The sequence below is a fragment of the Pseudomonas fitomaticsae genome, from assembly GCF_021018765.1.
Classification (GTDB): Bacteria; Pseudomonadota; Gammaproteobacteria; order Pseudomonadales; family Pseudomonadaceae; genus Aquipseudomonas; species Aquipseudomonas fitomaticsae.
In genome coordinates this window covers 1717619-1741986 of sequence record NZ_CP075567.1, presented here as the reverse complement: position 1 = coordinate 1741986, position 24368 = coordinate 1717619, and the positions used below count along the sequence as shown (strand labels likewise).

General features: G+C 61.0%; 27 protein-coding genes. 8 read left to right on the top strand and 19 right to left on the bottom strand.

Annotated features, from left to right (window positions below; translation table 11 throughout):
• Positions 1-18: 18 nt before the first annotated feature.
• Together tam and KJY40_RS07805 are read right to left on the bottom strand one after the other, a co-directional pair.
• A complete protein-coding gene (tam, locus tag KJY40_RS07810) occupies positions 19-789 on the bottom strand; it encodes a trans-aconitate 2-methyltransferase (RefSeq protein WP_230735969.1) in 771 nt (256 codons plus the stop codon).
• Positions 790-949: 160 nt separating this feature from the next.
• The gene (locus KJY40_RS07805) at positions 950-2035 is read right to left on the bottom strand and encodes a type I restriction endonuclease (RefSeq protein WP_230735967.1); all 1086 of its coding nucleotides are present in this window, start codon (positions 2033-2035) and stop codon (positions 950-952) included.
• Positions 2036-2261: 226 nt separating this feature from the next.
• On the opposite strand from KJY40_RS07805, the gene KJY40_RS07800 reads away from it, so the two are divergent.
• Positions 2262-2672: a low affinity iron permease family protein gene (locus KJY40_RS07800; RefSeq protein ID WP_102685907.1), complete on the top strand. Its 411-nt coding sequence runs from the start codon at positions 2262-2264 to the stop codon at positions 2670-2672.
• Between the two features lie 46 nt (positions 2673-2718).
• Here KJY40_RS07800 and KJY40_RS07795 read toward each other — a convergent pair whose 3' ends face one another.
• From KJY40_RS07795 to KJY40_RS07760, 8 genes are all read right to left on the bottom strand, one after another.
• A complete protein-coding gene (locus KJY40_RS07795; RefSeq protein WP_230735965.1) occupies positions 2719-3222 on the bottom strand; it encodes a DUF4142 domain-containing protein in 504 nt (167 codons plus the stop codon).
• Positions 3223-3297: 75 nt separating this feature from the next.
• Positions 3298-3453 (bottom strand): KGG domain-containing protein, encoded by a 156-nt coding sequence (locus KJY40_RS07790; RefSeq protein ID WP_077045875.1) that lies wholly within the window; start codon positions 3451-3453, stop codon positions 3298-3300.
• A 118-nt stretch (positions 3454-3571) separates the two neighbouring features.
• A complete protein-coding gene (locus KJY40_RS07785; protein WP_230735963.1) occupies positions 3572-4921 on the bottom strand; it encodes a sensor domain-containing protein in 1350 nt (449 codons plus the stop codon).
• Between the two features lie 77 nt (positions 4922-4998).
• Positions 4999-5637 carry a LysE family translocator gene (locus KJY40_RS07780; RefSeq protein ID WP_230735960.1) on the bottom strand — a complete coding sequence of 213 codons (639 nt, stop codon included), beginning with the start codon at positions 5635-5637 and terminating at the stop codon, positions 4999-5001.
• A gap of 60 nt (positions 5638-5697) precedes the next feature.
• Entirely contained in the window at positions 5698-6114 is a 417-nt protein-coding gene (gene fos / locus KJY40_RS07775) for a fosfomycin resistance glutathione transferase (RefSeq protein ID WP_230735959.1), read from the bottom strand.
• Between the two features lie 4 nt (positions 6115-6118).
• Positions 6119-6838, bottom strand: a complete 720-nt coding sequence (locus tag KJY40_RS07770) for a PA3715 family protein (RefSeq protein ID WP_230735957.1) — start codon at positions 6836-6838, stop codon at positions 6119-6121.
• A 35-nt stretch (positions 6839-6873) separates the two neighbouring features.
• Positions 6874-7611 carry a PA3715 family protein gene (locus KJY40_RS07765; RefSeq protein ID WP_230735955.1) on the bottom strand — a complete coding sequence of 246 codons (738 nt, stop codon included), beginning with the start codon at positions 7609-7611 and terminating at the stop codon, positions 6874-6876.
• A gap of 20 nt (positions 7612-7631) precedes the next feature.
• Positions 7632-8534, bottom strand: coding sequence for a LysR family transcriptional regulator (locus KJY40_RS07760; RefSeq protein WP_230735954.1), 903 nt, complete (start codon positions 8532-8534; stop codon positions 7632-7634).
• 87 nt (positions 8535-8621) lie between these two features.
• Between KJY40_RS07760 and KJY40_RS07755 the strand changes: the two genes are divergently transcribed.
• Entirely contained in the window at positions 8622-9110 is a 489-nt protein-coding gene (locus tag KJY40_RS07755) for a DMT family transporter (protein WP_230735952.1), read from the top strand.
• A gap of 34 nt (positions 9111-9144) precedes the next feature.
• Here the strand turns inward: KJY40_RS07755 and KJY40_RS07750 are convergent, their stop codons facing one another.
• From KJY40_RS07750 to KJY40_RS07735, 4 genes are all read right to left on the bottom strand, one after another.
• Positions 9145-10476 (bottom strand): MFS transporter, encoded by a 1332-nt coding sequence (locus tag KJY40_RS07750; protein ID WP_207985285.1) that lies wholly within the window; start codon positions 10474-10476, stop codon positions 9145-9147.
• An 81-nt stretch (positions 10477-10557) separates the two neighbouring features.
• On the bottom strand, positions 10558-11484 hold the full coding sequence (locus KJY40_RS07745) for a hydroxymethylglutaryl-CoA lyase (protein WP_230735950.1): 927 nt from the start codon (positions 11482-11484) through the stop codon (positions 10558-10560).
• Positions 11481-12674, bottom strand: coding sequence for a CaiB/BaiF CoA transferase family protein (locus KJY40_RS07740; protein WP_230735948.1), 1194 nt, complete (start codon positions 12672-12674; stop codon positions 11481-11483). The genes KJY40_RS07745 and KJY40_RS07740 overlap by 4 nt, the downstream gene beginning before the upstream one ends.
• A gap of 103 nt (positions 12675-12777) precedes the next feature.
• A complete protein-coding gene (locus tag KJY40_RS07735; protein ID WP_230735946.1) occupies positions 12778-13686 on the bottom strand; it encodes a LysR family transcriptional regulator in 909 nt (302 codons plus the stop codon).
• 234 nt (positions 13687-13920) lie between these two features.
• Between KJY40_RS07735 and KJY40_RS07730 the strand changes: the two genes are divergently transcribed.
• Positions 13921-15156, top strand: coding sequence for an aminotransferase class I/II-fold pyridoxal phosphate-dependent enzyme (locus KJY40_RS07730; RefSeq protein ID WP_230735945.1), 1236 nt, complete (start codon positions 13921-13923; stop codon positions 15154-15156).
• 17 nt (positions 15157-15173) lie between these two features.
• On the top strand, positions 15174-16340 hold the full coding sequence (locus tag KJY40_RS07725; RefSeq protein WP_230735943.1) for an MFS transporter: 1167 nt from the start codon (positions 15174-15176) through the stop codon (positions 16338-16340).
• Here KJY40_RS07725 and yiaY read toward each other — a convergent pair.
• Complete coding sequence (gene yiaY / locus KJY40_RS07720) at positions 16337-17485, bottom strand: L-threonine dehydrogenase (RefSeq protein ID WP_230735941.1); 1149 nt, start codon at positions 17483-17485, stop codon at positions 16337-16339. The two genes, KJY40_RS07725 and yiaY, sit on opposite strands and share 4 nt — an antisense overlap.
• Before the next feature lie 154 nt (positions 17486-17639).
• Between yiaY and KJY40_RS07715 the strand changes: the two genes are divergently transcribed.
• Positions 17640-18659: a DUF4917 family protein gene (locus tag KJY40_RS07715; protein WP_230735939.1), complete on the top strand. Its 1020-nt coding sequence runs from the start codon at positions 17640-17642 to the stop codon at positions 18657-18659.
• On the opposite strand, the gene KJY40_RS07710 is transcribed toward KJY40_RS07715, so the two are convergent.
• Entirely contained in the window at positions 18660-19202 is a 543-nt protein-coding gene (locus KJY40_RS07710) for a helix-turn-helix domain-containing protein (RefSeq protein WP_085611647.1), read from the bottom strand. It abuts the gene before it with no gap.
• Between the two features lie 108 nt (positions 19203-19310).
• On the opposite strand from KJY40_RS07710, the gene KJY40_RS07705 reads away from it, so the two are divergent.
• Both KJY40_RS07705 and KJY40_RS07700 read left to right on the top strand, forming a co-directional pair.
• Entirely contained in the window at positions 19311-20093 is a 783-nt protein-coding gene (locus KJY40_RS07705; protein WP_115076854.1) for an aldolase, read from the top strand.
• 26 nt (positions 20094-20119) lie between these two features.
• Entirely contained in the window at positions 20120-21001 is an 882-nt protein-coding gene (locus KJY40_RS07700) for a dihydrodipicolinate synthase family protein (protein ID WP_230735937.1), read from the top strand.
• A gap of 54 nt (positions 21002-21055) precedes the next feature.
• Here the strand turns inward: KJY40_RS07700 and KJY40_RS07695 are convergent, their stop codons facing one another.
• Both KJY40_RS07695 and KJY40_RS07690 read right to left on the bottom strand, forming a co-directional pair.
• A complete protein-coding gene (locus KJY40_RS07695; protein ID WP_011332849.1) occupies positions 21056-21400 on the bottom strand; it encodes a YegP family protein in 345 nt (114 codons plus the stop codon).
• Positions 21401-21422: 22 nt separating this feature from the next.
• On the bottom strand, positions 21423-22004 hold the full coding sequence (locus KJY40_RS07690) for a DJ-1/PfpI family protein (RefSeq protein ID WP_085605454.1): 582 nt from the start codon (positions 22002-22004) through the stop codon (positions 21423-21425).
• A gap of 169 nt (positions 22005-22173) precedes the next feature.
• On the opposite strand from KJY40_RS07690, the gene KJY40_RS07685 reads away from it, so the two are divergent.
• Positions 22174-23088: a DMT family transporter gene (locus KJY40_RS07685; RefSeq protein WP_230735935.1), complete on the top strand. Its 915-nt coding sequence runs from the start codon at positions 22174-22176 to the stop codon at positions 23086-23088.
• On the opposite strand, the gene KJY40_RS07680 is transcribed toward KJY40_RS07685, so the two are convergent.
• Positions 23078-24310, bottom strand: a complete 1233-nt coding sequence (locus tag KJY40_RS07680; protein WP_102685893.1) for a class I SAM-dependent methyltransferase — start codon at positions 24308-24310, stop codon at positions 23078-23080. The two genes, KJY40_RS07685 and KJY40_RS07680, sit on opposite strands and share 11 nt — an antisense overlap.
• Positions 24311-24368: the final 58 nt, after the last annotated feature.

Below are 24368 nucleotides of genomic sequence, written 5' to 3'. Positions count from 1 at the left end.
AAGGGCCGATCTTTCATTTCAACGTGTGGCGACAATGAACAACCGTGGAAACGGCAACAACACCGAACCGTCCGCCAACGCCGGATAAGCCTTGGCAACCTGCGCGAGATATTGCGCCAGATACTCCGCTCGCTCGGTTTCCGTCAGCGGACTGAGGAACGGAATCAGACCGCTGCCCTTGAACCACTCGACAACGCCTGAAGCCCCGCCCGCCAACTGATGGTGATAGGTGGTGCGCCACACATCGACCCGCGCGCAATGCGGCCGCAGCATCGAGAAATAAGCACTGGCATCCGCCATCTCGGTCCGCTGCCCCGCCGCGCCCGCCAGTTTGCTGGCCCACGGCCCGTTGGCCGCGACTTCGCGCATCAACCGATGGGACGGCTCGTTGAGGTTGTCCGGCATCTGAATCGCCAGACTGCCGCCCTGCGCCAACTTGCCCGCCAGCGCCGGCAGCAACGTCGCGTGATCCGGCACCCACTGCAAAACCGCGTTGGCGAAGATCACATCGAACGGCCCTTCATCGGCCCATTTATCGATGTCCGCCACCTCGAACTGCAACTGCGGCAGACGCTTGCGCGCGGCATCGATCATGTCCGGCGAACTGTCGAGCCCCTGCACTTTCGCCCCCGGAAAACGCTCCACCAACAACTCGGTCGAGTTGCCGGGACCACACCCGATATCGACCACGGAACGTGCTTCGGGAGTGGGAATCGCCGCCAGCAGGTCGCGGGCCGGGCGGGTGCGTTCATCTTCGAAAGTGACGTATTGCTTGGCGGACCAGGTCATTGCGTTCTCCTGTCAGGACTTTTGCAGTGGTTCGCTACGATACATCGACTCCCTGCGCATTCCCTATCCGACTTAAGACGTGACGGCGGCGAGTACCTTTTCTCGCGGACTTCGCTTGCATAAAAAAACCGGCCTATGGCCGGTTTTTGAAAGCGCCCTACTAGTCGTAATAGCCCACGGTCTTTTTCAACTGATCTGAATACTCGTAGATATCATCCACTGAGTTAATGGGATGGCGGGTTTCGTTTTTCTCCTCGTCGAAAATGCCGATGTACTTCTGCGAACGGTTGAAGTGCAGGCGGCAAATCGGTTTTCGGTTGTTGTCATCAAGCAGGATCCCGAAGTAGCTCTGGGTGTCACGTTGAACGATTCGTTTAGCATCGACAATCGATCGAACGACCGCCCGAACAATGTGATACCCCTCCAGTTCCTCCAGAGTGGTCAAAACCTTATCGTCCGACTCGTCACGGGGATCTACCGGATCTGTTCCACCAGACGCTGTCGAAATAGTTGCCATCGCCGGCTGGATCGTGCCGCTCATGGCCGACTTGAGGCGGTCATTGATCTGGTCATTGAGAAATTGAACGACCGCTTTTCTCGTCAGTTCGTGAAACTGATCCCGCACCTTCTGCGTAATGACCCCGTCGTAGACTCTCGAAGCAAACACTTTGACGAAATCGTCATCCGGCTTGCTGACTTGCGAGGCGATAACTTTTTTGATCTGGCTGACGTACTTCAACTCACCCGCCGCGTTGATGATCGAATCAACGTCGAACGCAGACTTGGTGAGCTTGATGAGTTCTGGCACCGAATATTCATCAATATCCAGAAGGTCCAGTTCAAGGAAGGGTTTCTCATCCATCTTGTTCGGCGCATCCAGATCAGTGAAGAACTTGTAGACCTGGCCGTTGGTGAGGATGGAGATTCGGGCACTGGTAACGTGGAAATAACGAAACAGTTGCGAGGCGTGATTGATGTGCAGTGGCTCGCCGATTTTCTTGCACTCGATGAGGATCTGCACTTCGCCCTCTTTCATGATGGCGTAATCGATTTTTTCGCCCTTCTTCGTGCCGACATCGCAAACGAACTCCGGCGTCACCTCTGTCGGGTCGAATACGTCGTAACCCAGAACAGTACTGATGAAGGGCATGACAAACGCGTTTTTTGTCGCCTCTTCTGTCTGGATTGCAGCGCTCTGCAACCGGACTTTGGCGGCAAGACTGGCTAACTTTTCGAAGAATTCCATGAGCGGCCTCTGACTGGGTTTCTATCCGTGCACTCGCATGCTGGCAAATTGACTGCCATTTGATCCTAGACGCAAACCCACACAAAGAAAGTTTCCCAATTCCAAAGCGTTCAAAACCGTGATCTGGAGCAGTCAAACTTCAAAGACAGCAAGTCTCTGTCAGTAGAATTTTCCACTTCCCCCCGATGTCTGAATTTCAAGCTTCCCCCCAACAAGGAACACGGCCATGAAATTCGCAAAGATTTCGCAAACGCTGGCGCTCTGGGCCGGCAGTCCCAAGACGTTCATGGGGGCTTTGATTCTGATCGGGCTCTGGGGGTTGAGCGGGCCGATTTTCGATTACAACGACACTTGGCAACTGATCATCAACACCTCGACCACGATCATCACGTTCCTGATGGTTTTCCTGATCCAGAACACTCAGAACCGCGACACCGACATCATTCATTTGAAACTCGATGAACTGCTGCGGGTGAACAAGGAGGCGCAGAACGCGATGCTCGGGCTGGAGTCGCTGGATCTCAAGCAACTGGAAGCGTTGCGCCGGCATTACCGGGCGATGGGTGAGAACGAGGTGTTTGACCTGGAAGGTCTGGGGGACAAGAGCAAGCCGAAACAGGATCTGAACGACTGTTGAAGAACGCAAAAACGGCGCCATGAGCGCCGTTTTCTTTGCCTCGGATTTAACGGCTGGCCTGAAGTGCCCGAGCCATTTCCAGATGACTCTGCAATTTCGGCAAGGTCTCGTCGGCAAACGCCTTGATCTCCGGCACGTCGGTGGTCTGAGCCTCCTGCTGGATCTGCTGAATGGCCTCTTCCGTGGCTTTGACCTGGCTGGCGGCGTAGGCCTGATCGAAGCTCGCGCCTTCTTTGACTTGCGGCATCAGCGCCTTGGCCTTGTCGGCGACTTCTTCGCGGGGTGCCACCGGCAGGTCCAGTTTCTTGGCGATTTTCGCCAGATGCTGGTTGGCCGTGGTGCGGTCGTTGATGACGACGATGGTGTAATCCTTGACCTCTTTGGACTCGGCCTTGCTGTGCGCCAGACGACTGGCCTCAATGTCGGCCATGCCTTTGGCCGAGGCTTCGTTGATGAAGTCGGCGGGCGACTGGGCAAACGCGCTGCTGGCGAACAACCCCAGCAGGCTGACAAAACTGATGCGACGTACTTGGGTGGCCATCCGGCTCATGGTCGCGCCCTCCTTCTCGGCAAATTCAAGCGGGAGCTTGCGCCCCCGCCTCTCAATCAAAACAACCTTCGCCGACTACTTCGATTTCTGAGCAGGCTTGCGGCCCATGTCGGTTTTTGGCTCTTTGTCGACAGTCGTGGTGGTGGTTTTCCCACCTTTGCGACCGGCTTCAGACGCCTTCGTTCGATCGTTGGCGAAGTTTCCCGAGTTCGAGTTTCTTGAGTTAGGCATGATTCTCTACCTCTTGGCATTGATCGTAAGCGAGCAGGTGCCCGCCTAGATTGAGAATTTCCTGACCGCCAAAGGTTTAGAAAAGTTGCCGTTGCCGCGACGAACGGTGAACCGCCGATCAGCTGTCCAGCCGCTGATGATTCTGACGTTTGGCGGCGTACATGGCCTGGTCGGCGTGGCGGAACAGTTGCTGTTCTTCGTCGCCATGCTCGGGATATCGGGCCACACCGATGCTCGGTTCGATGTGCAGGTTGTGCCCGTCCAGGCGCATGGGTTGCACCAGTACCTGTCGGATTTTTTCCGCCACGCTGTCGGCATCGTCGGCGGCGTGGACGCTGTGCAGCAGCACCACAAACTCGTCGCCACCGATCCGCGCCACGGTGTCGGTTTCGCGCACGCAGCCCTTGAGCCGGTTGGCCACCGTCTGCAACAGCATGTCACCGACCCCATGGCCAAAGGTGTCGTTGACCTGTTTGAAGCGATCCAGATCGACGTACAGCAGCGCCATGTGCCCGGCCTGTTCCCGCGCATGGTTCAGCGCAGCCTTGAGCCGGTCGCGCAGCAGTTCGCGGTTGGGCAACTGGGTCAGTTGGTCATATTGCGCCATGCGCCGCAGGCGGGCGTGCAGTTGCTGGCGTTCGATGGCCGTGGCGACCTGGGCGCAGACGTATTGCAGCAGTTCCTTGTCGCGTTCGGTGTAGCGCTCGCCGCCGGGCAGGCTTTTGACGATCAGCGCGCCGATGGTGCGGTCTTTCGAGCTCAGCGGCACACCGAGCCAGCACGGCGATTGCTGACCCGCCACCAGCGCGGCGAATTCCGGCGGCGCGTGGGGGCAATCCGGGGTCAGCAGGATCGGCTGACCGCTGCGGATCACTTCCGCACACAGACGCCCGGTGACGGTGCCGGGTTGCTCCGGTTGCAACTCGTCATCGTCGACGTGGTAGGGAAAATTCAGTTGCGCGCAGTGTTCGTCGTACAGCGCCACGGAGAAATTCAGCGCCGGCAGCCACTCGCCGATGATCAGGTGGATGCGCTTGAACAGCGCCAGCAGATCCTCCGCCGCATGGGCCGCTTCGGAGACCGCGTACAGCGCCGCCTGACGGGATTCGGCGAGTTTGCGTTCGGTGATGTCCCGGGCCACGGCGATGCGCAGTTGATCGACTTCCGACCAGCGCGCCGACCACAGGATGTGCACGACGCTGCCGTCCTTGCGCACATAACGGTTTTCAAAATTGTGCTTGGGTTCGCCGCCCATGATGTCGTTCGCGGCAGCCAGGGTGCGCTCACGGTCGGCCGGGTAGACGTAGTCGATCATCGACTGGCCGATCAGTTCGTCAGGCGTGTAGCCGAGAATCCGCTCGCAGGCCGCGCTGACAAAAACGAAACGACCTTGCCTGTCGACCGCGCAAACGGCGTCCAGCAACAGATCGATGTAACTCGCCAGCGGCGCGGAGTTTCGGCTTTCCATGGTTCAGCGTGGGTGTCCGGGCAATGCAGCACTGTTCAACCATCCATGACCTCGACCTCGCATCCCAGCGACTGTTTTCAAGCCTTGTTCGGCATCAACCCCGGCAGCGCATGCACCAGCGCGTTGATGGCAAAACCGATGAACATGATCCCGCACAACCGGGTGATCGCCAGTTCATGGCGCTGGTACAGCGTACGCACCTGCCGCGCCCCGACGATGCCAATGAGGATAGCGTAGGCGAGCAATCCGCCGAGGAAACTCAAGGCGATCAGCATCGGCAGCATCGACCAGTTGAGCAGTTCGGCACGGCTCGACAGCAGCGCGGTGAAAGTCGCCACTGCGACCGGGTAAGCCTTGGGGTTGGTCAGGCCGAACAGGATGCCGTGCCAGAACGGTTGACGCGCCGCGCCTTGGGGCTGCTCGCCGTTACTGCGTTTGGCCCGCACTGCACGCCAGCCGAGCCAGAACAGGTACAGTCCGCTGAGTACGCCAAGCACATCGAACGCGGTGCTGCCGATTTCCCGGGCGCCGACAATCGCGATCAGCGCGGTGCCGCACCAGATCACATCGCCCAGCAGATGCCCGCACAGAAACCCCGCCCCGGCCCGCCGCCCGCGCGCGGCGCCGATGCCGAACACCGCCAGCACACCCGGCCCCGGCGTGATGCCGTAAATGAAACCCGAAGCCAGCACGGCCATTAGCAACGATGGAGTCATGGAAAACCTGCAAGTCCCGGAAAACGTGGCCGCCAGTCTATATCAGCGATTAACGGATGATTACGGCTCGTTGAAAAAACCCATGCCCGCGTAGGGCTTTTGCCGACACGCGGCCAGTCGCGAGGCCAGATCGCCGACGTGGGCTTCGAGCTTATGCCCGTCCGGATCGAGGAAGTAGAACGACGCGCCTTCGCTGCGGTTGTCGCGCCACTCCTGCACGTTGGCGGCCCGAAGCTGTTGCACGAACAGCGGGAAATCCGCCGCGCCGAGGCTGAAGGCGTAGTGGGTGTAGTCGGCGGCGGGCTCGGGATGGCGCTTCGGATCGAGGGACAGGCACAACCACAGGCCCGGGAGCGACAGGTAGGCACCGGCGTCCCAGGTGGCCTCGACCCGCAGCTTCAGCAAGTCACGGTAGAACCCGAGGCTGCGGTCCAGGTCAGTGACGGCGAGGGTCAGGTGGTTGAGGCCGGTGAGCATCGGGTCAGTAACCTCTGAGGTCTTCGGGGAGGGTGTATTGCTTGCCGTCGTAGGTCAGGGTGATTTGGGTTTTCTTCAGGTCGGTGGTTTTGGAAACGCACTCTTTGCCTGACTGGGTCGAGGTGTACACCACACCACTTGAGGAGACGATCAGATCAGCGAACCCGTTATGGCTGGACGAGCCGATTTCCACTGTCCTGAGGATTTTCGTGTCCTTGGTTTCGCACTCCCCGCTACCCTCGCCAAATTCTTTCCGAATGACCAGACCTTCCAGCACCGGTCGCAACTTGCTGCCTTCGCGCACATACAGCGCCAGATCGGTTTTCGCGTAGGGGTTGGCTCTTGAGAGACGGTCGGCGAAATCCGAACGCAGGCCAAAGGCACGAACGTCCGACGCCAGACGGTATCGCGCGGTATCGATCTTCAAGTCATCGAAGCGGATCGCGTCGGAGTTATAGGCTCCAGGCTTGACGTAATTCGCCAAAGGCTTGGCATTCGCGGCGTTGAGGAGCGACAACTCAAGATCGAAAACGCCGTCGTGATCACCTTCGGAGTCGGACACGAAGGTAGATTTTGCCGAGATCGCCTTGTCCGGGAAGGCCGGCCACACTTTGCAGCGTGACAGGGAGTGACCGTCGAATTTCTTGATCTCACAGGCGGCGTGGGCCTGAGTGGTTACGGCCAGGAAGCCTAGGACGATAAGAAGTCGGGTTGGGGTAAACATTGTTCTTCCTTGAATTAAGTCGCGTTGGTTCTGTATCACTCGATGGCTTTGAAACCTTTAGGCAAAACGTATGATTTTCCGTCGTAGTGAAGGGTTGTCAGCACAGGTTTACCGGTTGTGGTTTTCTCATCACAAGCGTCTGGATCGCCTTTGCCAACAGTACCCGTAGTCACCGATTTGACGATCAGATCGGCATAACCGTGCGAACTGGTCTTTCCAATCTCGATCGTGCGCAGGGTGCTCGCGCGTTCTCCCGAACAATTTCCATCCCACTCTCCGTTGTAGCCATACACCACAAGCCGATCCAGTACAGGGCGTAACGTGTTGCCATCTTTCACGTAAAGGGACAGCGAAGTCTCATCCATGGGGTTGACGCGGGAGGAGCCTTTGAAGACGACCCGAACACCAAAGGCCCGAATTTCAGGGGTCAATTTGTAGCGCGCGGTATCGAATTCCACACTGGCCAGCGCGAAGGCATCGGACTGGAATGCAGAAGGCTTGTGATAGGTGGCCAGAGGCTCCGGACCCTCGACCGAGACAACAGAGAGAGCAAGATCGTAACTGCCGACATCACCGGTTTTGCCATAAACCGGATCCGGCGTAAATTTAGAGACAGCCTTTAGCGTCAAGCCAGGATAAGCGGGCCACGCCTTGCACACTGAAAAGTCCCGCGCGCCCGTCACCGGCGCAGGCACACAATCAGCCAACACCTGCCCCGCCATCAGCGCCCCACAAAGCGCCAGCCCCACCATCACCCCAGACTTCACTGTCACGCCCCGCTCCTTGATGTTTTTCAGCCGCGCACTATCCCCTGCTCAATCCGCCGATTCAACCAGTTCAACGCCTGATCCCCGCCCCGCCGCTTGTGCCACGCCGATACAAACGTGAACGGTGCAATTTCAAACGGTGGCGGCACGATGATCAGCGATTCGTCATCCACCTCATTCAACGCCCGCGAGGCCACGGTCAAAATCAGATCCGTGCCGCTGATGAAGCGTGGCGCAACGCTCCAGTGCGGCAGGCTGATGGCGACGCGGCGGCGTTCGCGCAGGGCGGTCAGGGTGCGTTCGATTTCCGGGGTACCGCTGCCGCGCATTTCCAGCAGCACGTGCGGGCGTGACAAGTAGGTCGGCAGGTCGAGTTGGCCGTCAGCCGGCAGGCTGTGGCGATCGAGCAAACACACGTAGCGCTCTTCGAACAGCGGCGTGCTGCGCAGTTCACCGGGCAATTCGGGGAGTACGCCGGCGGCGAGGTCGATGTCGCCATTGAGCAGGCCTTCGACCATGCCTTCGCGGCTGGCATGGCTGATTTGCAAGTCGATACCCGGCGCTTCCGTGCGCAAGGTGCGAATCAGCCCGGGCAGGATGATTGCCGCGCCGTAATCGGACATCGCGAGGCGAAAGGTCCGACGGGCGCTGGCCGGATCAAAGGTGTTCGGCGCCAGCAGTGATTGCACCTGAGCCAGAGTTTCCGCCAGCGGAGCCGCCAGCTCCAGCGCCCGCGCAGTGGGCACCAGGCTTGAGCCGGCCCTCACCAGCAACGGATCGCCGAGCAAGTCGCGCAAGCGCGCCAACGCGTGGCTGACCGCCGGTTGACTCAGGTGCAGGCGCTCGGCGGCGCGGGTCACGTGTTGCTCGCTTAGCAAGGCGTCGAGAATCACCAACAGGTTGAGGTCGATGCGACGCAGATCATTCATTCAATGCATGCTCCGGATACCAAAACAGAATTTAAATCTGCGCGACGAATACCCTAGAGTCCAGCAAAACCTTGCCGGAGAACGATCATGGGAACGATGCAGTGGGTCGGATTGCTGTTGTTGGCGTTTTTTGCCGGGGCGGTGGTGCCGTTTCAGAGTGCGATCAACATCAATCTGGCGCGGGGGTTGGGGCATCCGCTGTGGGCGACATTCACCTCACTGGTGGTGAGCGTGCTGGTGTTGCTGCCGGTGATTGTCGCTCTGCGCTTGCCGTTGCCGTCACTGGCGCTCATCAGCAAGGTGCCGTTGTGGATGTGGACCGGCGGCGCGTTCGGGGTGTGCTTCGTCGCATTGGCGGTGGTGTTGCTGCCGAAGTTGGGGGCTTCGGGGTTTCTGGCACTGGCTTTGGCCGGGCAAATGATCACGTCAATTGTGCTGGATCACTTTGGCCTGTTCGGACTGGTGGAGAAACATCTGACATTGCCGCGCCTGTTCGGCGCGGTGTTGTTGATGGCGGGGGTGGTGCTGATTCAGTTTGGTGACTCGGCTGCCAGGTCCATGGCACCGGCGGGCTGATCGTTCGCGTTATCGGAACGACCAGCCCGACGCCTCAGTACTTGTCCAGCGTGCGCAATTTCTGCGGCAGACCCCACAGCAGCAACGCCGCCGCGATCAGCGCCGCCACGCCGATGACATACAGCGCCGGCGTGGTGCTGCCGGTCAGGTCCTTGATCCGGCCGACCATCACCGGGCTGACGATGCCGCCGAACTGCCCCAGTGTATTGATCACCGCAATCCCGCCCGCCGCACCGGCTCCAGCGCCGGCCAACAACTTCGGTGGCAGAGTCCAGAAGCTCGGAATCGACGCGATGATCCCGGCGCCCAGCAATCCAAGGGCGACGATCAAAAACGTAGTGTGACTGGCAAAAATCCCCGCACTGAAGAAGCCGATGGCCCCGACGATCACCAGCCCCGCGACAAACTTGCGCCGCTCCCCCGTGGCATCGGACAGTCGACCGATCACCACCATGCTGATCGCGCCGCAGATGTACGGAATCGAGGTCAGCAGGCCGATCATCACCGGGCTCTCGGTGCCGGCACTGCGGATCAGTTGCGGGGCCCAGAAATTCAGGCCGTAGGACGCGACCTGGATCAGGAAGTAGATCAGCCCCAGTGTCAGGAAACCCGGAATCTTCAGCGCCGCCAGCAACGAACCGCCGCTCTTGTGCGGTTCGTGATGGGCGATGCGGCTGGCCAACAGTTTTTTCTCTTCCGGGGTCAACCAGTGCGCGTCCTCGATGCGATCCTTGAGCAAGGTCAGCACCAGAAAGCCCAGACCGATGCACGGCACGCCGCCGAGCAGGAACAACCAGTGCCAGCCGCGCATTTGCAGCACGCCGTCGAGGTGTTCCAGCACCAGTCCGGAGAACGGCGCGCCGACCAGCCCGGCAAACGCCGAGGCCAGGAACAGCATCGACGTGATGCGGCCACGGAAGTGCTGCGGAAACCACAGCGTCAGGTAATACAGCACGCCGGGGGCGAAACCGGCCTCCATTGCACCGATCACAAAGCGCAGCACGTAGAACTGCCATTCGCTGTTGACAAACACCATCAGCGCCGTCGCCACACCCCAGGACATCATGATCCGGGCGATCCAGCGCCGCGCGCCGACCTTGTACAGCATCATGTTGCTCGGCACTTCGAACAGCACGTAACCGACCACGAACAGCCCGGCGCCGAGACCGTAGGCGGTGTCGCTCAGGCTCAGGTCGGTCTGCAACTGGAACTTGGCGAAGCTGATGTTGATACGGTCGAAGAAGGCGAACAGGTAGCAGACCATGATCAACGGCATCAGGCGCCAGGCGACCTTGCTGACCAGGGCTTTTTCGGCGTCGTGATCGACGGACGGGCTCGCGCCCGCCTCCATTACATTGAGGCTCATAGCGTTGTCTCCAGGCGGACTGCCGGTGGGCGTCCGATTGTTTTTGTTGTCTGGTTCGGTTGGGTCAGTGAGCGTGTGACATCAGGTGGGGATCGGGTGCAGGTCGCAATTGCGTCCGGCCTTGGCCAGTTGCCCCGGCACTTCGTGGCCCAGCAGCGCGGGCAGGCCACGGGACAGTTTCAGCAGCAACGGCAGGTCGATGCCGGTGTGAATGCCGACTTCATCGCAGAGGTTCACCAGGTCTTCGGTGCAGATGTTGCCCGATGCGCCCGGCGCAAACGGACATCCGCCGAGCCCGCCCAGCGCCGCGTCGAAACGTCGGGCACCCGCTTCGTAAGCCGCCAGTACATTGCACAGTCCCAGACCTCGGGTGTTGTGGAAATGCAGGGTCAGGTCCGCTGCCGAAACCCGCTGCAATACCCGTCGCACCAGTCGATCGACCTGTCGCGGATTGGCCATGCCGGTGGTGTCGGCCAGGGTAATGCCCTGAATGCCCAGCGCCTGATAAGCCTCGACGATTTGCAGCACGCGGTCCTCGTCGATCCCGCCTTCGAACGGGCAACCGAAGGTCGTCGCGATGCTGCCGTTGAGCCGCACGCCCGAGCCGCTGGCGAAACCCACGATCTCGCCGAACGCCGCCAGCGAAGCTTCGCAACGCATGCGCATGTTCGCCAGGTTGTGGGTCTGGCTGGCGGACATCACCAGGTTCAGTTCATCGGCGCCGGCCTCCAGTGCCCGTTGCGCGCCCTTGAGGTTGGGAATCAGCGCGACGTAAATCACCCCGGGCTGACGCTGGATACCCTTGAACACCTGCTCGCCATCGCGCAGGGCCGGAATCGCTTTCGGCGAGACGAACGAGCCGGCCTCGATGCGGCTGAATCCGGCCTGTGACAGTTGATTGATCAGGGCGATCTTGTCTTCGGTCTTGACCCAGGTCGGTTCGATTTGCAGGCCGTCCCGGGGCGAGACTTCCTGGACGATCAGGGTCTGCGAGTAATCGCTGATCATTGCACCACCCCCTGGCTTTTCAGGCGTTCGATGTCCGAGGCGGTCAGGCCGAGACCGGCGAGGATGCCGTCGGTGTGCTGACCGAGGCCGGGCCCCGACCAGTTCACTCCGCCGGGGGTTTCCGAGAGTTTGGGCACGATGCCCGGCATCTTCACGGTCGCCCCGCCGGGCAGTTCGGCGTCGAGCAACATGTCCCGGGCCTGATAGTGCGGATCGGCAACGATGTCGGCCACCGAGTAGATGCGACCGGCCGGCACTTCGGCGGCTTCCAGCGCCGCCAGCACGTCATTGATCGGCAGGCTGCTGGTCCAGTGGGTGATGGCGGCGTCGAGCAGGCCGCTCTTCGCGGCGCGACCGTCGTTGTGGGCGAATTCTTCGGCGTCGGCCAGATCATTTCGACCGATCACCTGCATCAGGCGCTTGTAGATCGGGTCGCTGTTGCCGGCGATCACCACGTAGGCGCCATCGGCCGTGAGGTAGGTGTTGGAGGGTGCGATGCCCGGCAACGCGCCGCCGCTGCGTTCGCGGACATGGCCGAGCATGTCGTATTCCGGCACCAGGCTTTCCATGACGTTGAATACGCTTTCAGCCAGCGACACATCGACAATCTGCCCGCCGCCCTGCCCGGTCTTGACCCGCAGCAGCGACATCAGCGCGCCGATCACCGCGTGCAGCGAAGCCAGCGAATCGCCGAGGCTGACACCGACCCGCGCTGGTGGCGAACCGGGGGTGCCGGTGGTGTAGCGAATGCCGCCCATGGCCTCGCCGATCGCGCCGAAACCGGGACGGTCGCGGTAGGGGCCGGTCTGGCCGTAGCCGGAAATGCGCACCAGGGTCAGGTCGGGATTCAGCGCGTGCAGCACGTCCCAGCCCAGGCCGAGTTTTTCCAGGGCGCCGGGGCGCAGGTTTTCGATGATCACGTCGGCATCACGCGCCAGTTGCTTGACCAGCTCGATGCCTTCGACGGATTTCAGATTGAGCGCCAGGGATTTCTTGTTGCGCGATTGCAGGTACCACCACAGCGACGTCCCTTCGTGCAGCTTGCGCCATTTGCGCAGCGGGTCACCCTGACCCATGGCTTCGATCTTGATCACTTCGGCGCCGAATTCGGCGAGCATCCGCGCAGCAAACGGCGCGGCGATCAGGGTGCCGATTTCGATCACTTTGATCGCACTCAAGGGGGCAGTCATCGCGAGGTACCTCTTGTTCTTGGAATTGCGGCCAAGGCTAGAGGAACGTCATTGCGACAATCCAGCCGTCACTCGGCAACGGGCGTTCGCCAAACACGAACGCTCAATTGTTTGCGCGCAAGTGCTCGAACAGGATCCGGCTCACTGGCGACAACCCGGCCTCGTCACGCACTACCACGATCAAGTCGCGATCCGACCAGCCATCGGTCAGCGGCACCGCTTGCAGCCCCAGCGCCCGACCAAACAATTCATACGCCCGCTGCGGCAGGATGCCGATGCCCATGTTGGCCTGCACCATCCGGCAAACCGCGTCGAAACCCGGCACATGGATGCGGATGCGCAGCACCTTGCCGGCCTGCCGCGCAGCGGCGTGGGTGCGCATGTTGATCGAACTGGCAGCGTGCAGGCCGACGTAATCGCTGTCGAGGGTTTCGCTGAACGCCACGGACTCACGCATCGCCAACGGATGTTCGGGCAGCATCACCACCACCAGTTTGTCCCGGCGATAGCGCACGCTGTGCAGGCCTTTGATGTCGCTGTCGCTGGAGCAGATACCCAAGTCCGCTACCCCGTCGAGCACGCCCTGAACCACGCCGGCGCTGGGCCGTTCCTCAAGGTCAGTCTTGACCTGCGGGTGTTGCGCGGCGAAGTCGCGCAGGTCTTCGGGGAGAAACTGAATGATTGCCGACAGGTTCGCCAGCATCCGCACATAGCCGCGCACACCGTGGCTGTGTTCGCCCAGTTCGAGGCCCATTTTCTCGACGTTGAACAACATCTGCCGGGCGTGGTGCAACAGGGTTTCACCGGCCGGTGTCAGAGTCATGCCCTTGGCCTGACGCACGAACAGGCTGATGCCCAGCGCTTCCTCCAACTCCATCAAACGCTTGCTCGCCGCCGACACGGCAATCGCCTCGCGGGACGCGGCACGGGTCAGCGTACCTTCCTCGTGGACGGCGACGAACAGTTGCAGGGTGATCAGGTCGAGGCGACGGATCAGGCTTTTTTGCAGCATGGGAAGCTCGATAACATGGGATCGTTCATGTCGGCAGGATAGCCGGGATTGCTCGTCGGGCAGACACTCAATTGCCTTACATACCTGTCCGGCACTGCCCTACGCGCAAAACTCCACAATCGCTCAACACTAAAGGAGGCATCCGATTCTGGCTTGGCGCAGCGCTCTGTAAAGTCTGGCAACACACACAAATTGCAACACACCATGGATTGTTCTGCTCAAGGAGAGCTGCCTGTGAATCACCTGCCGGAATCCACCAACACCTTCTCCAATTACCGCAAGGTCATCGCTCTGGCAGACCACGATTGGGAGGCCGCCGAAGCCGGAAAAATCGCCGCCCTCAATGTCCTGGTCAAAGGCTGCAACCATTGGCTCGATCAGCACGGGCGCCAATTCCATCACTTTTGCACCACGTCCTATCTGGGTCTCGACCACCACCCTGCCCTGCTTGAAGGCGCCATCGCGGCGTTGCGGGAAACCGGCACGCTGCGGGTTGCCAACTCGAAAAACCGCTGCAAGCTGGCGCTGCTCGATCAATACGAAAGCGAGCTGTCGCAATTGTTTGGCGCAGTATGTCTGAGCAGTCTGTCCTGCAGCGCCGCGAGCGCCGGGATCCTGCCACTGCTGGCCAGTGGCGTGTTCACGCACAGCCGCCCGCCGGTGATGGTGTTCGATCGCCTGGCCCACTATTCGATGCATCACCTCAAAGCCAGTTGCGCCGATGAAACCCAGGTATTGACCAGCCCCCACAACGACATGGATTTTCTCGAATCGGTGTGCCAGCGCCACCCCATCGTTGCCTACATCGCCGACGGTGCCTACAGCATGGGTGGCGTGGCCAATATGGATGGTCTGCTGTACCTGAAGGAACGTTACGGCCTGTTCCTTTATCTGGACGATTCCCACGCGTTGTCGACGGTCGGCAGCAATGGCACCGGTCTCGTACGGCCAAGAGTGCCGGCGCTGGAAGAGGATTGCCTGATCGTCGCTTCGCTGGCCAAATCGTTCGGGGCCAGCGGCGGTCTGGTGATGCTCGGCAATCAACGGCAGAAGAAATTGATCCAGCGTTACGGCGGGCCGAGCAACTGGTCGCAAAGCCTCAACTGCGCAGCCATTGGCGCAGGCCGTGCCTCGATCCAACTGCATCGCAGTGCAGAACTGCGTGCGCTGCAGGTCCGTCTTCAGGCTAATATTCGCCTCTTTGACAGTCTGTTGAGCACCGAACAGCACGGTAGCTCCATGGCTATCCGCTTGATCCACTGTGGCGAGGCCGCTTTGGCCAATCGAATCGCCATGGAACTGGCTGAACTCGGCTTTTTCACCAGCGCCGTGTTTTTCCCGGTGGTTGCCCAAGGCAAGGCCGCGATCCGCGTTACCCTGCGCGCCGACATGGAAGCGACATTGATCCACCACTTCTGCGATCTGATCACCGAACTGTTACTGACTCACGGTCGCGAACGCGACCGCTGAACCTTCACGGACGACTCATGAACCCCGGCCTCATCCTGCTCATCACCTGCTCCACCGTGTTCCTCGCCCAACTGGGCATGAGCATTTACCTGCCGGCATTGCCGCAGATCGCCGGTCACTTGCAGGTCGACGCACCGCAGGTGGCCTGGGGGTTGTCGCTGTACCTGATTGGCATGGCGCTGCCGATGCTGCTCTGGGGCAGTCTGGCGCAACGCATCGGCCGCAAGCCGGTGCTGCTGACGGCGCTGGGGATTTATGGTCTGGCGAATCTGGCGCTGCCACTGGGTTCGACACTGGAGTCGTTCCTGCTGCTGCGACTGGTTCAGGGGATCGGCGCCAGCGGCATTTCGGTGATGGCGCGGGTGCTGATTCGTGACAGCTTTCGGGGCGATCTGCTGGCGAAGGCGTTGTCGTGGATTTCGATTTCGTTCGTTGTCGCGCTCGGAATCGGGCAATACGCCGGCTCGTTGATTCAGGTGACGCTGGGCTGGCAGGCGATTTTCTATCTGTCGGGTGCGGTCAGCCTGTTGATGGCCGTGATTGTCTCGCGTCTGAATTTTCCGGAGCTTGTCGAAGCGCCCACAACCGCTTCGCCCTGGGCGGTCTACCGAACGATCCTGATCCAGCGAGCGTTTCTCCTTCCGGCGCTGGCGGGCGGTCTGGGTTATGGCGTGATCATCGCATTCAACAGCGCTGCACCGTTGATTCTGCAAGGTCCGTTCGGTTGGTCGACGACCGAATACGGGCTGCTGGGCTGGCCGATCAGTGCCGCGTATTTTCTGGGGGCGCTGGCGGTCAATCGCTTTGTGTTGCGTACCGGTCAGCACCGGTTGATGACACTGGGGGTCGGGTTGGTGATGGCCGGCACTGGCGTGATGCTGGCTGGCAGCCTGTTGTCCAGCTCGATGGCCTGGCTGCTTTGGCTGCCCTACTGCGTGGCCGTGTTCGGCCAGTCGCTGAACTATCCGATCAGCCTGTCGCGGGCCAATGATGGCGCCCCGATTGCCGGCGCCTACGCGATGGCCCTGAGCGGTTTCATCCACCAGTTGATGGCCGCACTGATCGGTGCTGTGGCCAGCCTGCTCGCCAGCCCGCAAGCGTGGCCACTGTCGTTGCTGTGCTGCGTTCTGGCGTTGGGCGCGGTGCTCTGCACGAGGTTCACGCCCGATCGTCGGTCCGCTTAAAACGCGCTGCGGAAAATCTCCTCGATCTGCCGCTGATCCGCTGCCCGTGGATTGGTAAAGCCGCAGGCGTCTTTCAGGGCGTTGGCGGCGAGCACCGGGATATCGGTGCACTTGGCGCCCAGATCGCGCAGGCCACCGGGAATCTCGACGTCCCTGGCCAGGCAACGGATCGCAGCAATCGCGGCTTGCGCGCCCTCCTCCGGACTGAAACCGCGTATATCGGCCCCCATGGCGTGGGCCACATCGGTCAGACGATCGGCGCAGACCAGCGCGTTGAACGTCTGCACATGGGGCAACAACACTGCGTTGCACACCCCGTGAGGCAGATCGTAGAAACCGCCCAACTGGTGCGCCATCGCATGCACGTAACCGAGGGACGCATTGTTGAACGCCATGCCCGCGAGGAACTGCGCGTACGCCATGTTTTCCCGCGCAGCCAGATCGCTGCCATCGCGCACGGCCAGGCGCAGGTTGTTGCTGATCAGGGTCATGGCCTTCAGCGCGCAGGCGTCGGTGATCGGGTTGGCGGCAGTGGAAACGTAGGCTTCGATCGCGTGGGTCAGTGCGTCCATGCCGGTGGCGGCGGTGAGGCCTTTCGGCATGGCGACCATCAGCGCCGGGTCGTTGACCGACAGCAACGGCGTGACGTTGCGGTCGACGATGGCCATTTTCACGTGACGGGTTTCGTCGGTGATGATGCAGAAACGGGTCATCTCGCTGGCCGTGCCGGCGGTAGTGTTGATGGCGATCAGCGGCAGTTGCGGCCTGGTCGATTGATCGACGCCTTCGTAGTCGCGGATCTGCCCGCCATTGGTGGCGCACAAAGCGATGCCCTTGGCGCAGTCGTGGGGCGAGCCGCCGCCGAGGGACACCACAAAATCGCAGCGACTGTCGTTGAGCAGCGCCAGCCCCGCCTCGACGTTGGCGATGCTCGGGTTGGGTTTGGCGCCGTCGAAAATCACCGAATCGATGTCCTGCATCGCCAGTTTTTCGGCAATCATAGTCGCCACGCCGGCCTTGGCCAGACCGGCGTCGGTGACGATCAACGCCTTGCGAAAACCGTAGTTGCGGATCGCATTCATGGCGTCGTCGAGGCAGCCGCTGCCCATGATGTTTACGGCGGGAATGAAAAAGGTGCTGCTCATGGCGCGTCTCCTGACTGGGGCCGATTCGACTCCTGCGATCCGGCGGATACACACAGGATCGACCGATCGGTCACGGCGGATGTTGATCTGGCTCAATGCCCGCTCGTGATAAAGTCGCCGCCCATCTGCCCTTTGTTTTGAGACGTGCCCTGCAATGACCGATTTTCTGGATGTCGACGCCACACTCGAAGACTGGAACGCGTTGCGCGCCACCACCGACTTCAGCGGTCTGCTGCTGGGCAACGGCGCCAGTCGTGCAGTGTGGGACGATTTCGGCTACGACTCGCTGTTCGAAAACGCCCGCACGGTGGAAGAAAAGCCCCTGAGCCCGTCGGAACTGAGCGTGTTCGACGCGATGCAGACGCGCAGTTTCGAGCAGGTACTCGGCGCGCTGAAAACCACCAGCCGGGTCAACAAGGCACTGGCCGTCAGCTCGGCCGCGCCGCGCAACCGCTATTACGCAATCAAGGAGGCGCTGATCAACACCGTGCACGCGGTACACATCCCGTGGCGGCTGATTGAAGCCTCGACCCTGGCGACCCTGAACAGCGAGCTGGCGAGCTATCGCACGGTGTTCACCACCAATTACGACCTGCTCAATTACTGGGCTCTGCAACATCAGGGCGAAGCGATCGACGACCTGTTCAACGGCCCCGACGCCAGTTTCGATCTTTGCGAAAGCAGCTCTGAAAAACCGCGTCTGCTGTACCTGCACGGCGGTCTGCATCTGGTGCGCAACCAGGACGGCACCGCGCGCAAACTGACCGCCACCGAGGGCACGCTGCTCGGCAGTTTCGCGATCAACAACACGATCAAGACACTCGACGACGTGCCGCTGTTCGTCAACGAAGGGCCGAGCGCCGACAAGCTCAAAACCATCCGCAGTTCCGATTACCTGTCGTTCTGCTACGACCAGTTACTCGGTCACGGCGACAACCTGTGCATCTTCGGCCACGCCCTCGGCGAGCAGGACAGCCACCTCGTGCGCGCTCTGCGTCTGGCGAAACCGAAAACCGTGGCGATCTCGATCTACCCGCGCAGCGCGGCGTTCATCCAGCACCAGAAGCGCCACTACGCGAAGCTGTTCGAGGGCACGGGCGTCGAGTTGCGGTTCTTTGATTCCAAGAGCCATGCGCTAGGGAATCCAAAGCTGTCGGTACCGGTCGAGGTCTGATCACTCCTCGCCGCTGTGCACCACCACCAGCAACTGCGCCTGCACCTCGCCCACTGAGCGGATGCGATGGGGTTTCTGCGCATTGAAGTGCAGCGCATCACCCCGTTCCAGCAGCACCCGTTCGTTCACGAAGTCCACTTCGACCTGGCCTTCGTGGACGAACAGAAACTCCTCGCCCAAATGTTCCTTGAAGGTTTTGTCGGTGAATTCGCTCGGCGGGTAGATGATGAACGGCAGCAGGCTGCGTTCGCTGACCTGATGGGCCAGCACCGCGTAACCGGGGCTGTGATCGTTGGCCGCCAGCGACTGGCGCTCGTGGCTGCGCACCAGGCTGTAGCTGTCGAGGCTGACGTTGTCTTCGGAGAACAGCTCCTCGACTTTCACGTTCAACGCCTTGGCCAGTTTCAGCGCGGCGGCAATCGACGGCGTGTTCAAGCCGCGCTCGACCTTCGACAGATAACTCTTGGTCATGCCGGATTTCTCGGCCAGCGCCTCAAGGGTTACGCCAAGTTTTTTTCTCAATAATTTCAAACGGATAGACATGCGAAGCGATTAATCCAGCAAAGGAAAGACGATTTGTCCTTGCAAATGACACAAAGTGTCATATAGCCTCTTAAGTGTCATCCATGGCAACCACCACAGGACACGGATATGGCGAAGACATTAGCACTACCCAAAGACGAACTGGTCAAGCAAGCGCTGACCCAGATGCAAAAAAGCCTGGCGGATAATACGTGGACAGACCGGCAAAAGCTGGCCCTGACCTGCCGGATCCTCTTCGAGAACGGCCACGATTCGGGCCTCGCCGGGCAGATCACCGCCCGGGGCCCGCAGCCGGGCACTTACTACACTCAGCAACTGGGCCTGGGTTTCGACGAAATAACCGCGAGCAATCTGCTGCTGGTCAACGAAGACCTGGAAGTGCTCGAAGGCCACGGCATGGCCAACCCGGCCAACCGCTTCCACAGCTGGGTGTACCGCGCCCGGCCGGACGTGAACTGCATCATCCACACTCACCCGACGCACATTGCCGCGCTGTCGATGCTGGAAGTGCCGCTGCAGATTTCCCACATGGATCTGTGCCCGCTGTACGACGACTGCGCGTTCCTTGAAGGCTGGCCGGGCGTGCCGGTGGGCAACGAAGAAGGCGAATTGATTGCCGGTGCGTTGGGCGACAAACGGGCGATCCTGCTTTCCCATCACGGTCAGTTGTCCACCGGGGCGACCATCGAGGAAGCCTGTGTCATCGCGCAACTGATCGAACGCGCCGCCAAACTGCAATTGCTGGCGATGGCTGCCGGGACGATCAAACCGATCATTCCCGAGCTGGGTCGCGAGGCCCATGACTGGGTCTCCAAACCCAAACGCCACGCTGCGGCCTTCAACTACTACGCCCGGCAGAACCTGCGTCAGCACGCCGATTGCCTGAACTGAACACCTCATCCTTGCGGAGCACTCTCATGTCCAACATTCACGGCATCATCGGCTACACCATCACCCCGTTCGGCGCCAATGGCGAAGGTCTTGATCTGCCGGCACTGGGCCGCTCCATCGACCGTCTGATCGCCGGCGGCGTCCACGCCATCGCGCCACTGGGCAGCACCGGCGAAGGCGCCTACCTGAGCGATGCAGAGTGGGACCAGGTCGCCGAGTTCAGCATCAAGCACGTGGCCAAGCGTGTGCCGACCGTGGTCAGCGTGTCCGACCTGACCACCGCCAAAGCGGTACGCCGCGCACGCTTCGCCGAAGCCCACGGCGCCGACGTGGTGATGGTGCTGCCAGCCTCCTACTGGAAGCTCACCGAAGCGGAAATCCTCGCCCACTACCGCGCCATCGGCGACAGCATCGGCGTGCCGATCATGCTCTACAACAACCCGGCCACCAGCGGCACCGACATGTCGGTGGAGCTGATCCTGCGCATCGTCAACGGCGTGGAAAACGTGACCATGGTCAAGGAGAGCACCGGTGACATCCAGCGCATGCACAAGCTGCAACTGCTCGGCGAAGGCCGGGTGCCGTTCTACAACGGCTGCAACCCGCTGGCGCTGGAAGCGTTCGCCGCCGGGGCCAAGGGCTGGTGCACGGCGGCGCCGAACCTGATTGCGCAACTCAACCTGGATCTGTACGAAGCCACACTGGCAGGGGATCTGGGCAAGGCGCGGGAGCTGTTCTACCGCCAGTTGCCGCTGCTGGACTTCATTCTCAAGGGCGGCTTGCCGGCGACGATCAAGGCCGGTCTGCGACTCACCGATCTGGAAATCGGCGATCCGCGTTTGCCGGTGTTCCCGCTGAGCGAGGCCGGGCGTAATCAGTTGCAGGCCATTCTCAAAAGCCTGAGCTGATTTCAGGCCACACACCCTGTGGGAGCCGGGCTTCCACAGGGTTTTGTGCTGGATTCAAAGGACAGGCAGGGTTTTGTCCTTGATCACCTTGGACGGCCCGTTGGCCTTGACGCTGGCGATGCCTTTGGCACACGCCGCGTCGGATGAATAGGATTCGCTGCTGCCGATGATCTGGTGATTGGCCGCCTTGAGGTTGAAGTAAGGATGGCCGTCCTTCGTCGATTTTTTCTCGTAGCGTTCGTCCAGCGGGCTGTTGGTCTGCACCGAGGCAATGCCGTTTTCGGCGGCCGTGCGGCTGGTGTACAGCTCGCTGGTCAGAATGGTTTCGGCATTCGCCGCTTTCAGCACGAACTTGTACTGGCCGTTGCTGCTTTTGCTCAACTCATACCATCCGGACATGGTGTTTCTCCTTATCGAGGTGTCACAGGGTGATTTTGGTTCCAAGCAACCCGAGGAAACCGGCCAGCCAGTTCGGGTGCGCCGGCCAGGCGGGCGCGGTCGCCAGGTTGCCCTGGACGTGGCCGTCCGTGACCGGGATGTCGATGTAGGTGCCGCCGGCCAGCCGCACTTCCGGAGCGCAGGCCGGATAGGCGCTGCACTCGCGACCTTCGAGAATCCCCGCCGCCGCCAGCAGTTGCGCGCCGTGACAGACAGCGGCAATCGGCTTGCCGGCCTTGTCGAAGGCTCGCACCAGTTCCAGGACTTTTTCGTTCAGCCGCAGGTATTCCGGCGCACGACCACCGGGCACCAGCAACGCGTCGTAATCCTTGGCATCGACCTTGGCGAAATCGAAGTTCAGGGCGAACTGGTGACCGGGCTTTTCGCTGTAGGTCTGGTCGCCTTCAAAGTCATGGATCGCAGTGCGCACGGTCTTGCCGGCGGCCTTGTCCGGGCACACGGCGTGGACGGTGTGACCGACCATTTGCAGGGCCTGGAACGGCACCATCACTTCGTAGTCTTCGACGTAATCGCCGACCAGCATCAGAATCTTTTTCGCGGCCATGGGCAGGACTCCTCTGGTGAATGCACAGGAATATTCACAGTAGTCCAAGGACCGCGATCGCGTTCGCAAACTGTATGGATAACTCTGCGCTCAGCTGTAACAGCCCGATTGCCATGGTTTGTGGCTAGATGAAGACACCTTCCTGTCACCTTCGAATCTGGTTGCCCTCATGTCTTCGCGCGAAAACACCGGCATGGCCCTCGGCCTGCTCGGCGTGGTGATTTTCAGCCTTACCCTGCCCTTCACCCGCATCGTGGTGCAGGAACTGCACCCGCTGCTCAATGGCCTCGGCCGCGCGTTGTTCGCGGCGATTCCGGCAGCGGCGCTGCTGTTGTGGCGACGGGAAAAATGGCCGACCTGGAAGCAAGTCAAAGGCCTGAGCCTGGTGATCGCCGGGGTGATTCTCGGTTTCCCGGTGCTGTCGGCGTGGGCCATGCAGACCTTGCCGGCGTCCCATGGTGCGCTGGTCAATGGTTTGCAGCCGCTGTGCGTGGCGCTGTACGCCGCGTGGCTGTCCCATGAACGCCCGTCGAAAGCCTTCTGGGCCTGCGCCGCGTTGGGCAGTGCGCTGGTGCTGGGCTACGCGTTGTACACCGGTGCCGGCAGCATTCAGGCCGGGGATTTGCTGATGCTGGGTGCGATTGCGGTAGGCGGTCTGGGTTATGCCGAGGGCGGGCGTCTGGCCCGGGAGATGGGCGGCTGGCAGGTGATCTGTTGGGCGCTGGTGCTGTCGACGCCGCTGCTGATCGGCCCGGTGTTGTATCTGGCGATTCAGCATCAAGGCGCGGTGTCGTCAAAAACCTGGTGGGCCTTCGGTTATGTCGCGCTGTTTTCGCAGTTCCTGGGCTTCTTCGCCTGGTACGCCGGGCTGGCCATGGGTGGCATTGCCCGGGTCAGTCAGATCCAGTTGTTGCAGATCTTCTTCACCATCGCGTTTTCCGCGCTGTTCTTCGGGGAACACGTGGAGCCGATCACGTGGCTGTTCGCTTGCGGGGTGATCGCGACGGTGATGCTCGGGCGCAAGACCGCGGTGCGCCCGGCGCAACCGGGCACCTTACCGGCCGGGGTTCAGCTCAAGCCTTGAGCTTCAGCAAACCGTCAGCGAGCAGCAGGGTTTCGAGGCAGTGCTCGCTGATCTGGTAGAACGCCTTCAGCTCCTGAATCTTCACCAGCAGTTGAGTCGGGTCCACCGGCTCGGCGCGCTTCACGGCGAGGATCATCTTGTTCTTGTTGGTGTGGTCCAGGGAAATGAACTCGAACACCTTGGTCTCGTAACCGCAGGCCTCAAGGAACAGCGCACGCAAGCTGTCGGTGACCATTTCCGCCTGCTGGCCCAGGTGCAGGCCGTATTGCAGCATCGGCTTGAGCAGTGCCGGGCTCTGGATCTGCAAGCGGATCTGTTTGTGGCAGCACGGCGAGCACATGATGATCGAGGCGCCGGAGCGGATGCCGGTGTGGATCGCGTAGTCGGTGGCGATGTCGCAGGCATGCAGGGCGATCATCACGTCCAGCTCGCTCGGCGCCACGCTGCGCACATCACCGCATTTGAACACCAGCCCCGGGTGTTCGAGCTTCGCGGCGGCGGTGTTGCACAGGTTGACCATCTCTTCACGCAGTTCGACGCCGGTGACTTCGCCCTCGGCCTTCAGTGTGTTGCGCAGATAGTCATGAATGGCGAACGTCAGGTAACCCTTGCCCGAACCGAAATCCGCCACCCGCACCGGTTTGTCCAGGGCCAGCGGCGACGAGGTCAGCGCGTGGCTGAACACTTCGATGAACTTGTTGATCTGCTTCCACTTGCGCGACATCGCCGGGATCAGCTCGTGCTGGGCATTGGTCACGCCCAGATCCTTGAGGAACGGCCGGTTCAGATCGAGGAAGCGGTTTTTCTCGCGGTTATGCTCGGCGGATGGCACTTCGCGCAATTGCTGGGGTTTGCTCATGAACAGCGAGCTCTTGCCCTTTTTGCTGTATTCGAGCTGGGCTTCGTCAGTCAGCGCCAGCAAATGCGCATTTTTGAACGCCGCCGGCAGCAATCCGGCAATCGTCGCCACCGCTTCGTCCAGCGGCAGGTTTTTGGTGATGTCGCGGGTCTTGTAGCGATAAACGAAGGACAGGCACGGCTGCGCCTTGACCGTCACCGGTTTGATGATGATCCGCTGCAGGTCCGCTTCTTCGCCGACATACTTGGCCAGCACCAGTTTGATGAAGCCGTTCTGTTCGAGGCTGGTTTGCAGCAGCTCGATGAACCGGGCGTGGTGATCGGGCGCCGGTTTGGCAGATGCGGAAGGAGCGGTAACGGACATGGGAAAAAGCGGCCTCGGACGGGCAAATCGGGAATGGCCGCTAGTTTAGGGGGGATGG

What these genes read in the sequence shown, in the direction of transcription:
- tam (WP_230735969.1), bottom strand. Translation starts at nt 789, where the DNA reads ATGACCTGGTCCGCCAAGCAATACGTCACTTTCGAAGATGAACGCACC.
- KJY40_RS07805 (WP_230735967.1), bottom strand. Translation starts at nt 2,035, where the DNA reads ATGGAATTCTTCGAAAAGTTAGCCAGTCTTGCCGCCAAAGTCCGGTTG.
- KJY40_RS07800 (WP_102685907.1), top strand. Translation starts at nt 2,262, where the DNA reads ATGAAATTCGCAAAGATTTCGCAAACGCTGGCGCTCTGGGCCGGCAGT.
- KJY40_RS07795 (WP_230735965.1), bottom strand. Translation starts at nt 3,222, where the DNA reads ATGAGCCGGATGGCCACCCAAGTACGTCGCATCAGTTTTGTCAGCCTG.
- KJY40_RS07790 (WP_077045875.1), bottom strand. Translation starts at nt 3,453, where the DNA reads ATGCCTAACTCAAGAAACTCGAACTCGGGAAACTTCGCCAACGATCGA.
- KJY40_RS07785 (WP_230735963.1), bottom strand. Translation starts at nt 4,921, where the DNA reads ATGGAAAGCCGAAACTCCGCGCCGCTGGCGAGTTACATCGATCTGTTG.
- KJY40_RS07780 (WP_230735960.1), bottom strand. Translation starts at nt 5,637, where the DNA reads ATGACTCCATCGTTGCTAATGGCCGTGCTGGCTTCGGGTTTCATTTAC.
- fos (WP_230735959.1), bottom strand. Translation starts at nt 6,114, where the DNA reads ATGCTCACCGGCCTCAACCACCTGACCCTCGCCGTCACTGACCTGGAC.
- KJY40_RS07770 (WP_230735957.1), bottom strand. Translation starts at nt 6,838, where the DNA reads ATGTTTACCCCAACCCGACTTCTTATCGTCCTAGGCTTCCTGGCCGTA.
- KJY40_RS07760 (WP_230735954.1), bottom strand. Translation starts at nt 8,534, where the DNA reads ATGAATGATCTGCGTCGCATCGACCTCAACCTGTTGGTGATTCTCGAC.
- KJY40_RS07755 (WP_230735952.1), top strand. Translation starts at nt 8,622, where the DNA reads ATGGGAACGATGCAGTGGGTCGGATTGCTGTTGTTGGCGTTTTTTGCC.
- KJY40_RS07750 (WP_207985285.1), bottom strand. Translation starts at nt 10,476, where the DNA reads ATGAGCCTCAATGTAATGGAGGCGGGCGCGAGCCCGTCCGTCGATCAC.
- KJY40_RS07745 (WP_230735950.1), bottom strand. Translation starts at nt 11,484, where the DNA reads ATGATCAGCGATTACTCGCAGACCCTGATCGTCCAGGAAGTCTCGCCC.
- KJY40_RS07740 (WP_230735948.1), bottom strand. Translation starts at nt 12,674, where the DNA reads ATGACTGCCCCCTTGAGTGCGATCAAAGTGATCGAAATCGGCACCCTG.
- KJY40_RS07735 (WP_230735946.1), bottom strand. Translation starts at nt 13,686, where the DNA reads ATGCTGCAAAAAAGCCTGATCCGTCGCCTCGACCTGATCACCCTGCAA.
- KJY40_RS07725 (WP_230735943.1), top strand. Translation starts at nt 15,174, where the DNA reads ATGAACCCCGGCCTCATCCTGCTCATCACCTGCTCCACCGTGTTCCTC.
- yiaY (WP_230735941.1), bottom strand. Translation starts at nt 17,485, where the DNA reads ATGAGCAGCACCTTTTTCATTCCCGCCGTAAACATCATGGGCAGCGGC.
- KJY40_RS07715 (WP_230735939.1), top strand. Translation starts at nt 17,640, where the DNA reads ATGACCGATTTTCTGGATGTCGACGCCACACTCGAAGACTGGAACGCG.
- KJY40_RS07710 (WP_085611647.1), bottom strand. Translation starts at nt 19,202, where the DNA reads ATGTCTATCCGTTTGAAATTATTGAGAAAAAAACTTGGCGTAACCCTT.
- KJY40_RS07705 (WP_115076854.1), top strand. Translation starts at nt 19,311, where the DNA reads ATGGCGAAGACATTAGCACTACCCAAAGACGAACTGGTCAAGCAAGCG.
- KJY40_RS07700 (WP_230735937.1), top strand. Translation starts at nt 20,120, where the DNA reads ATGTCCAACATTCACGGCATCATCGGCTACACCATCACCCCGTTCGGC.
- KJY40_RS07695 (WP_011332849.1), bottom strand. Translation starts at nt 21,400, where the DNA reads ATGTCCGGATGGTATGAGTTGAGCAAAAGCAGCAACGGCCAGTACAAG.
- KJY40_RS07690 (WP_085605454.1), bottom strand. Translation starts at nt 22,004, where the DNA reads ATGGCCGCGAAAAAGATTCTGATGCTGGTCGGCGATTACGTCGAAGAC.
- KJY40_RS07685 (WP_230735935.1), top strand. Translation starts at nt 22,174, where the DNA reads ATGTCTTCGCGCGAAAACACCGGCATGGCCCTCGGCCTGCTCGGCGTG.
- KJY40_RS07680 (WP_102685893.1), bottom strand. Translation starts at nt 24,310, where the DNA reads ATGTCCGTTACCGCTCCTTCCGCATCTGCCAAACCGGCGCCCGATCAC.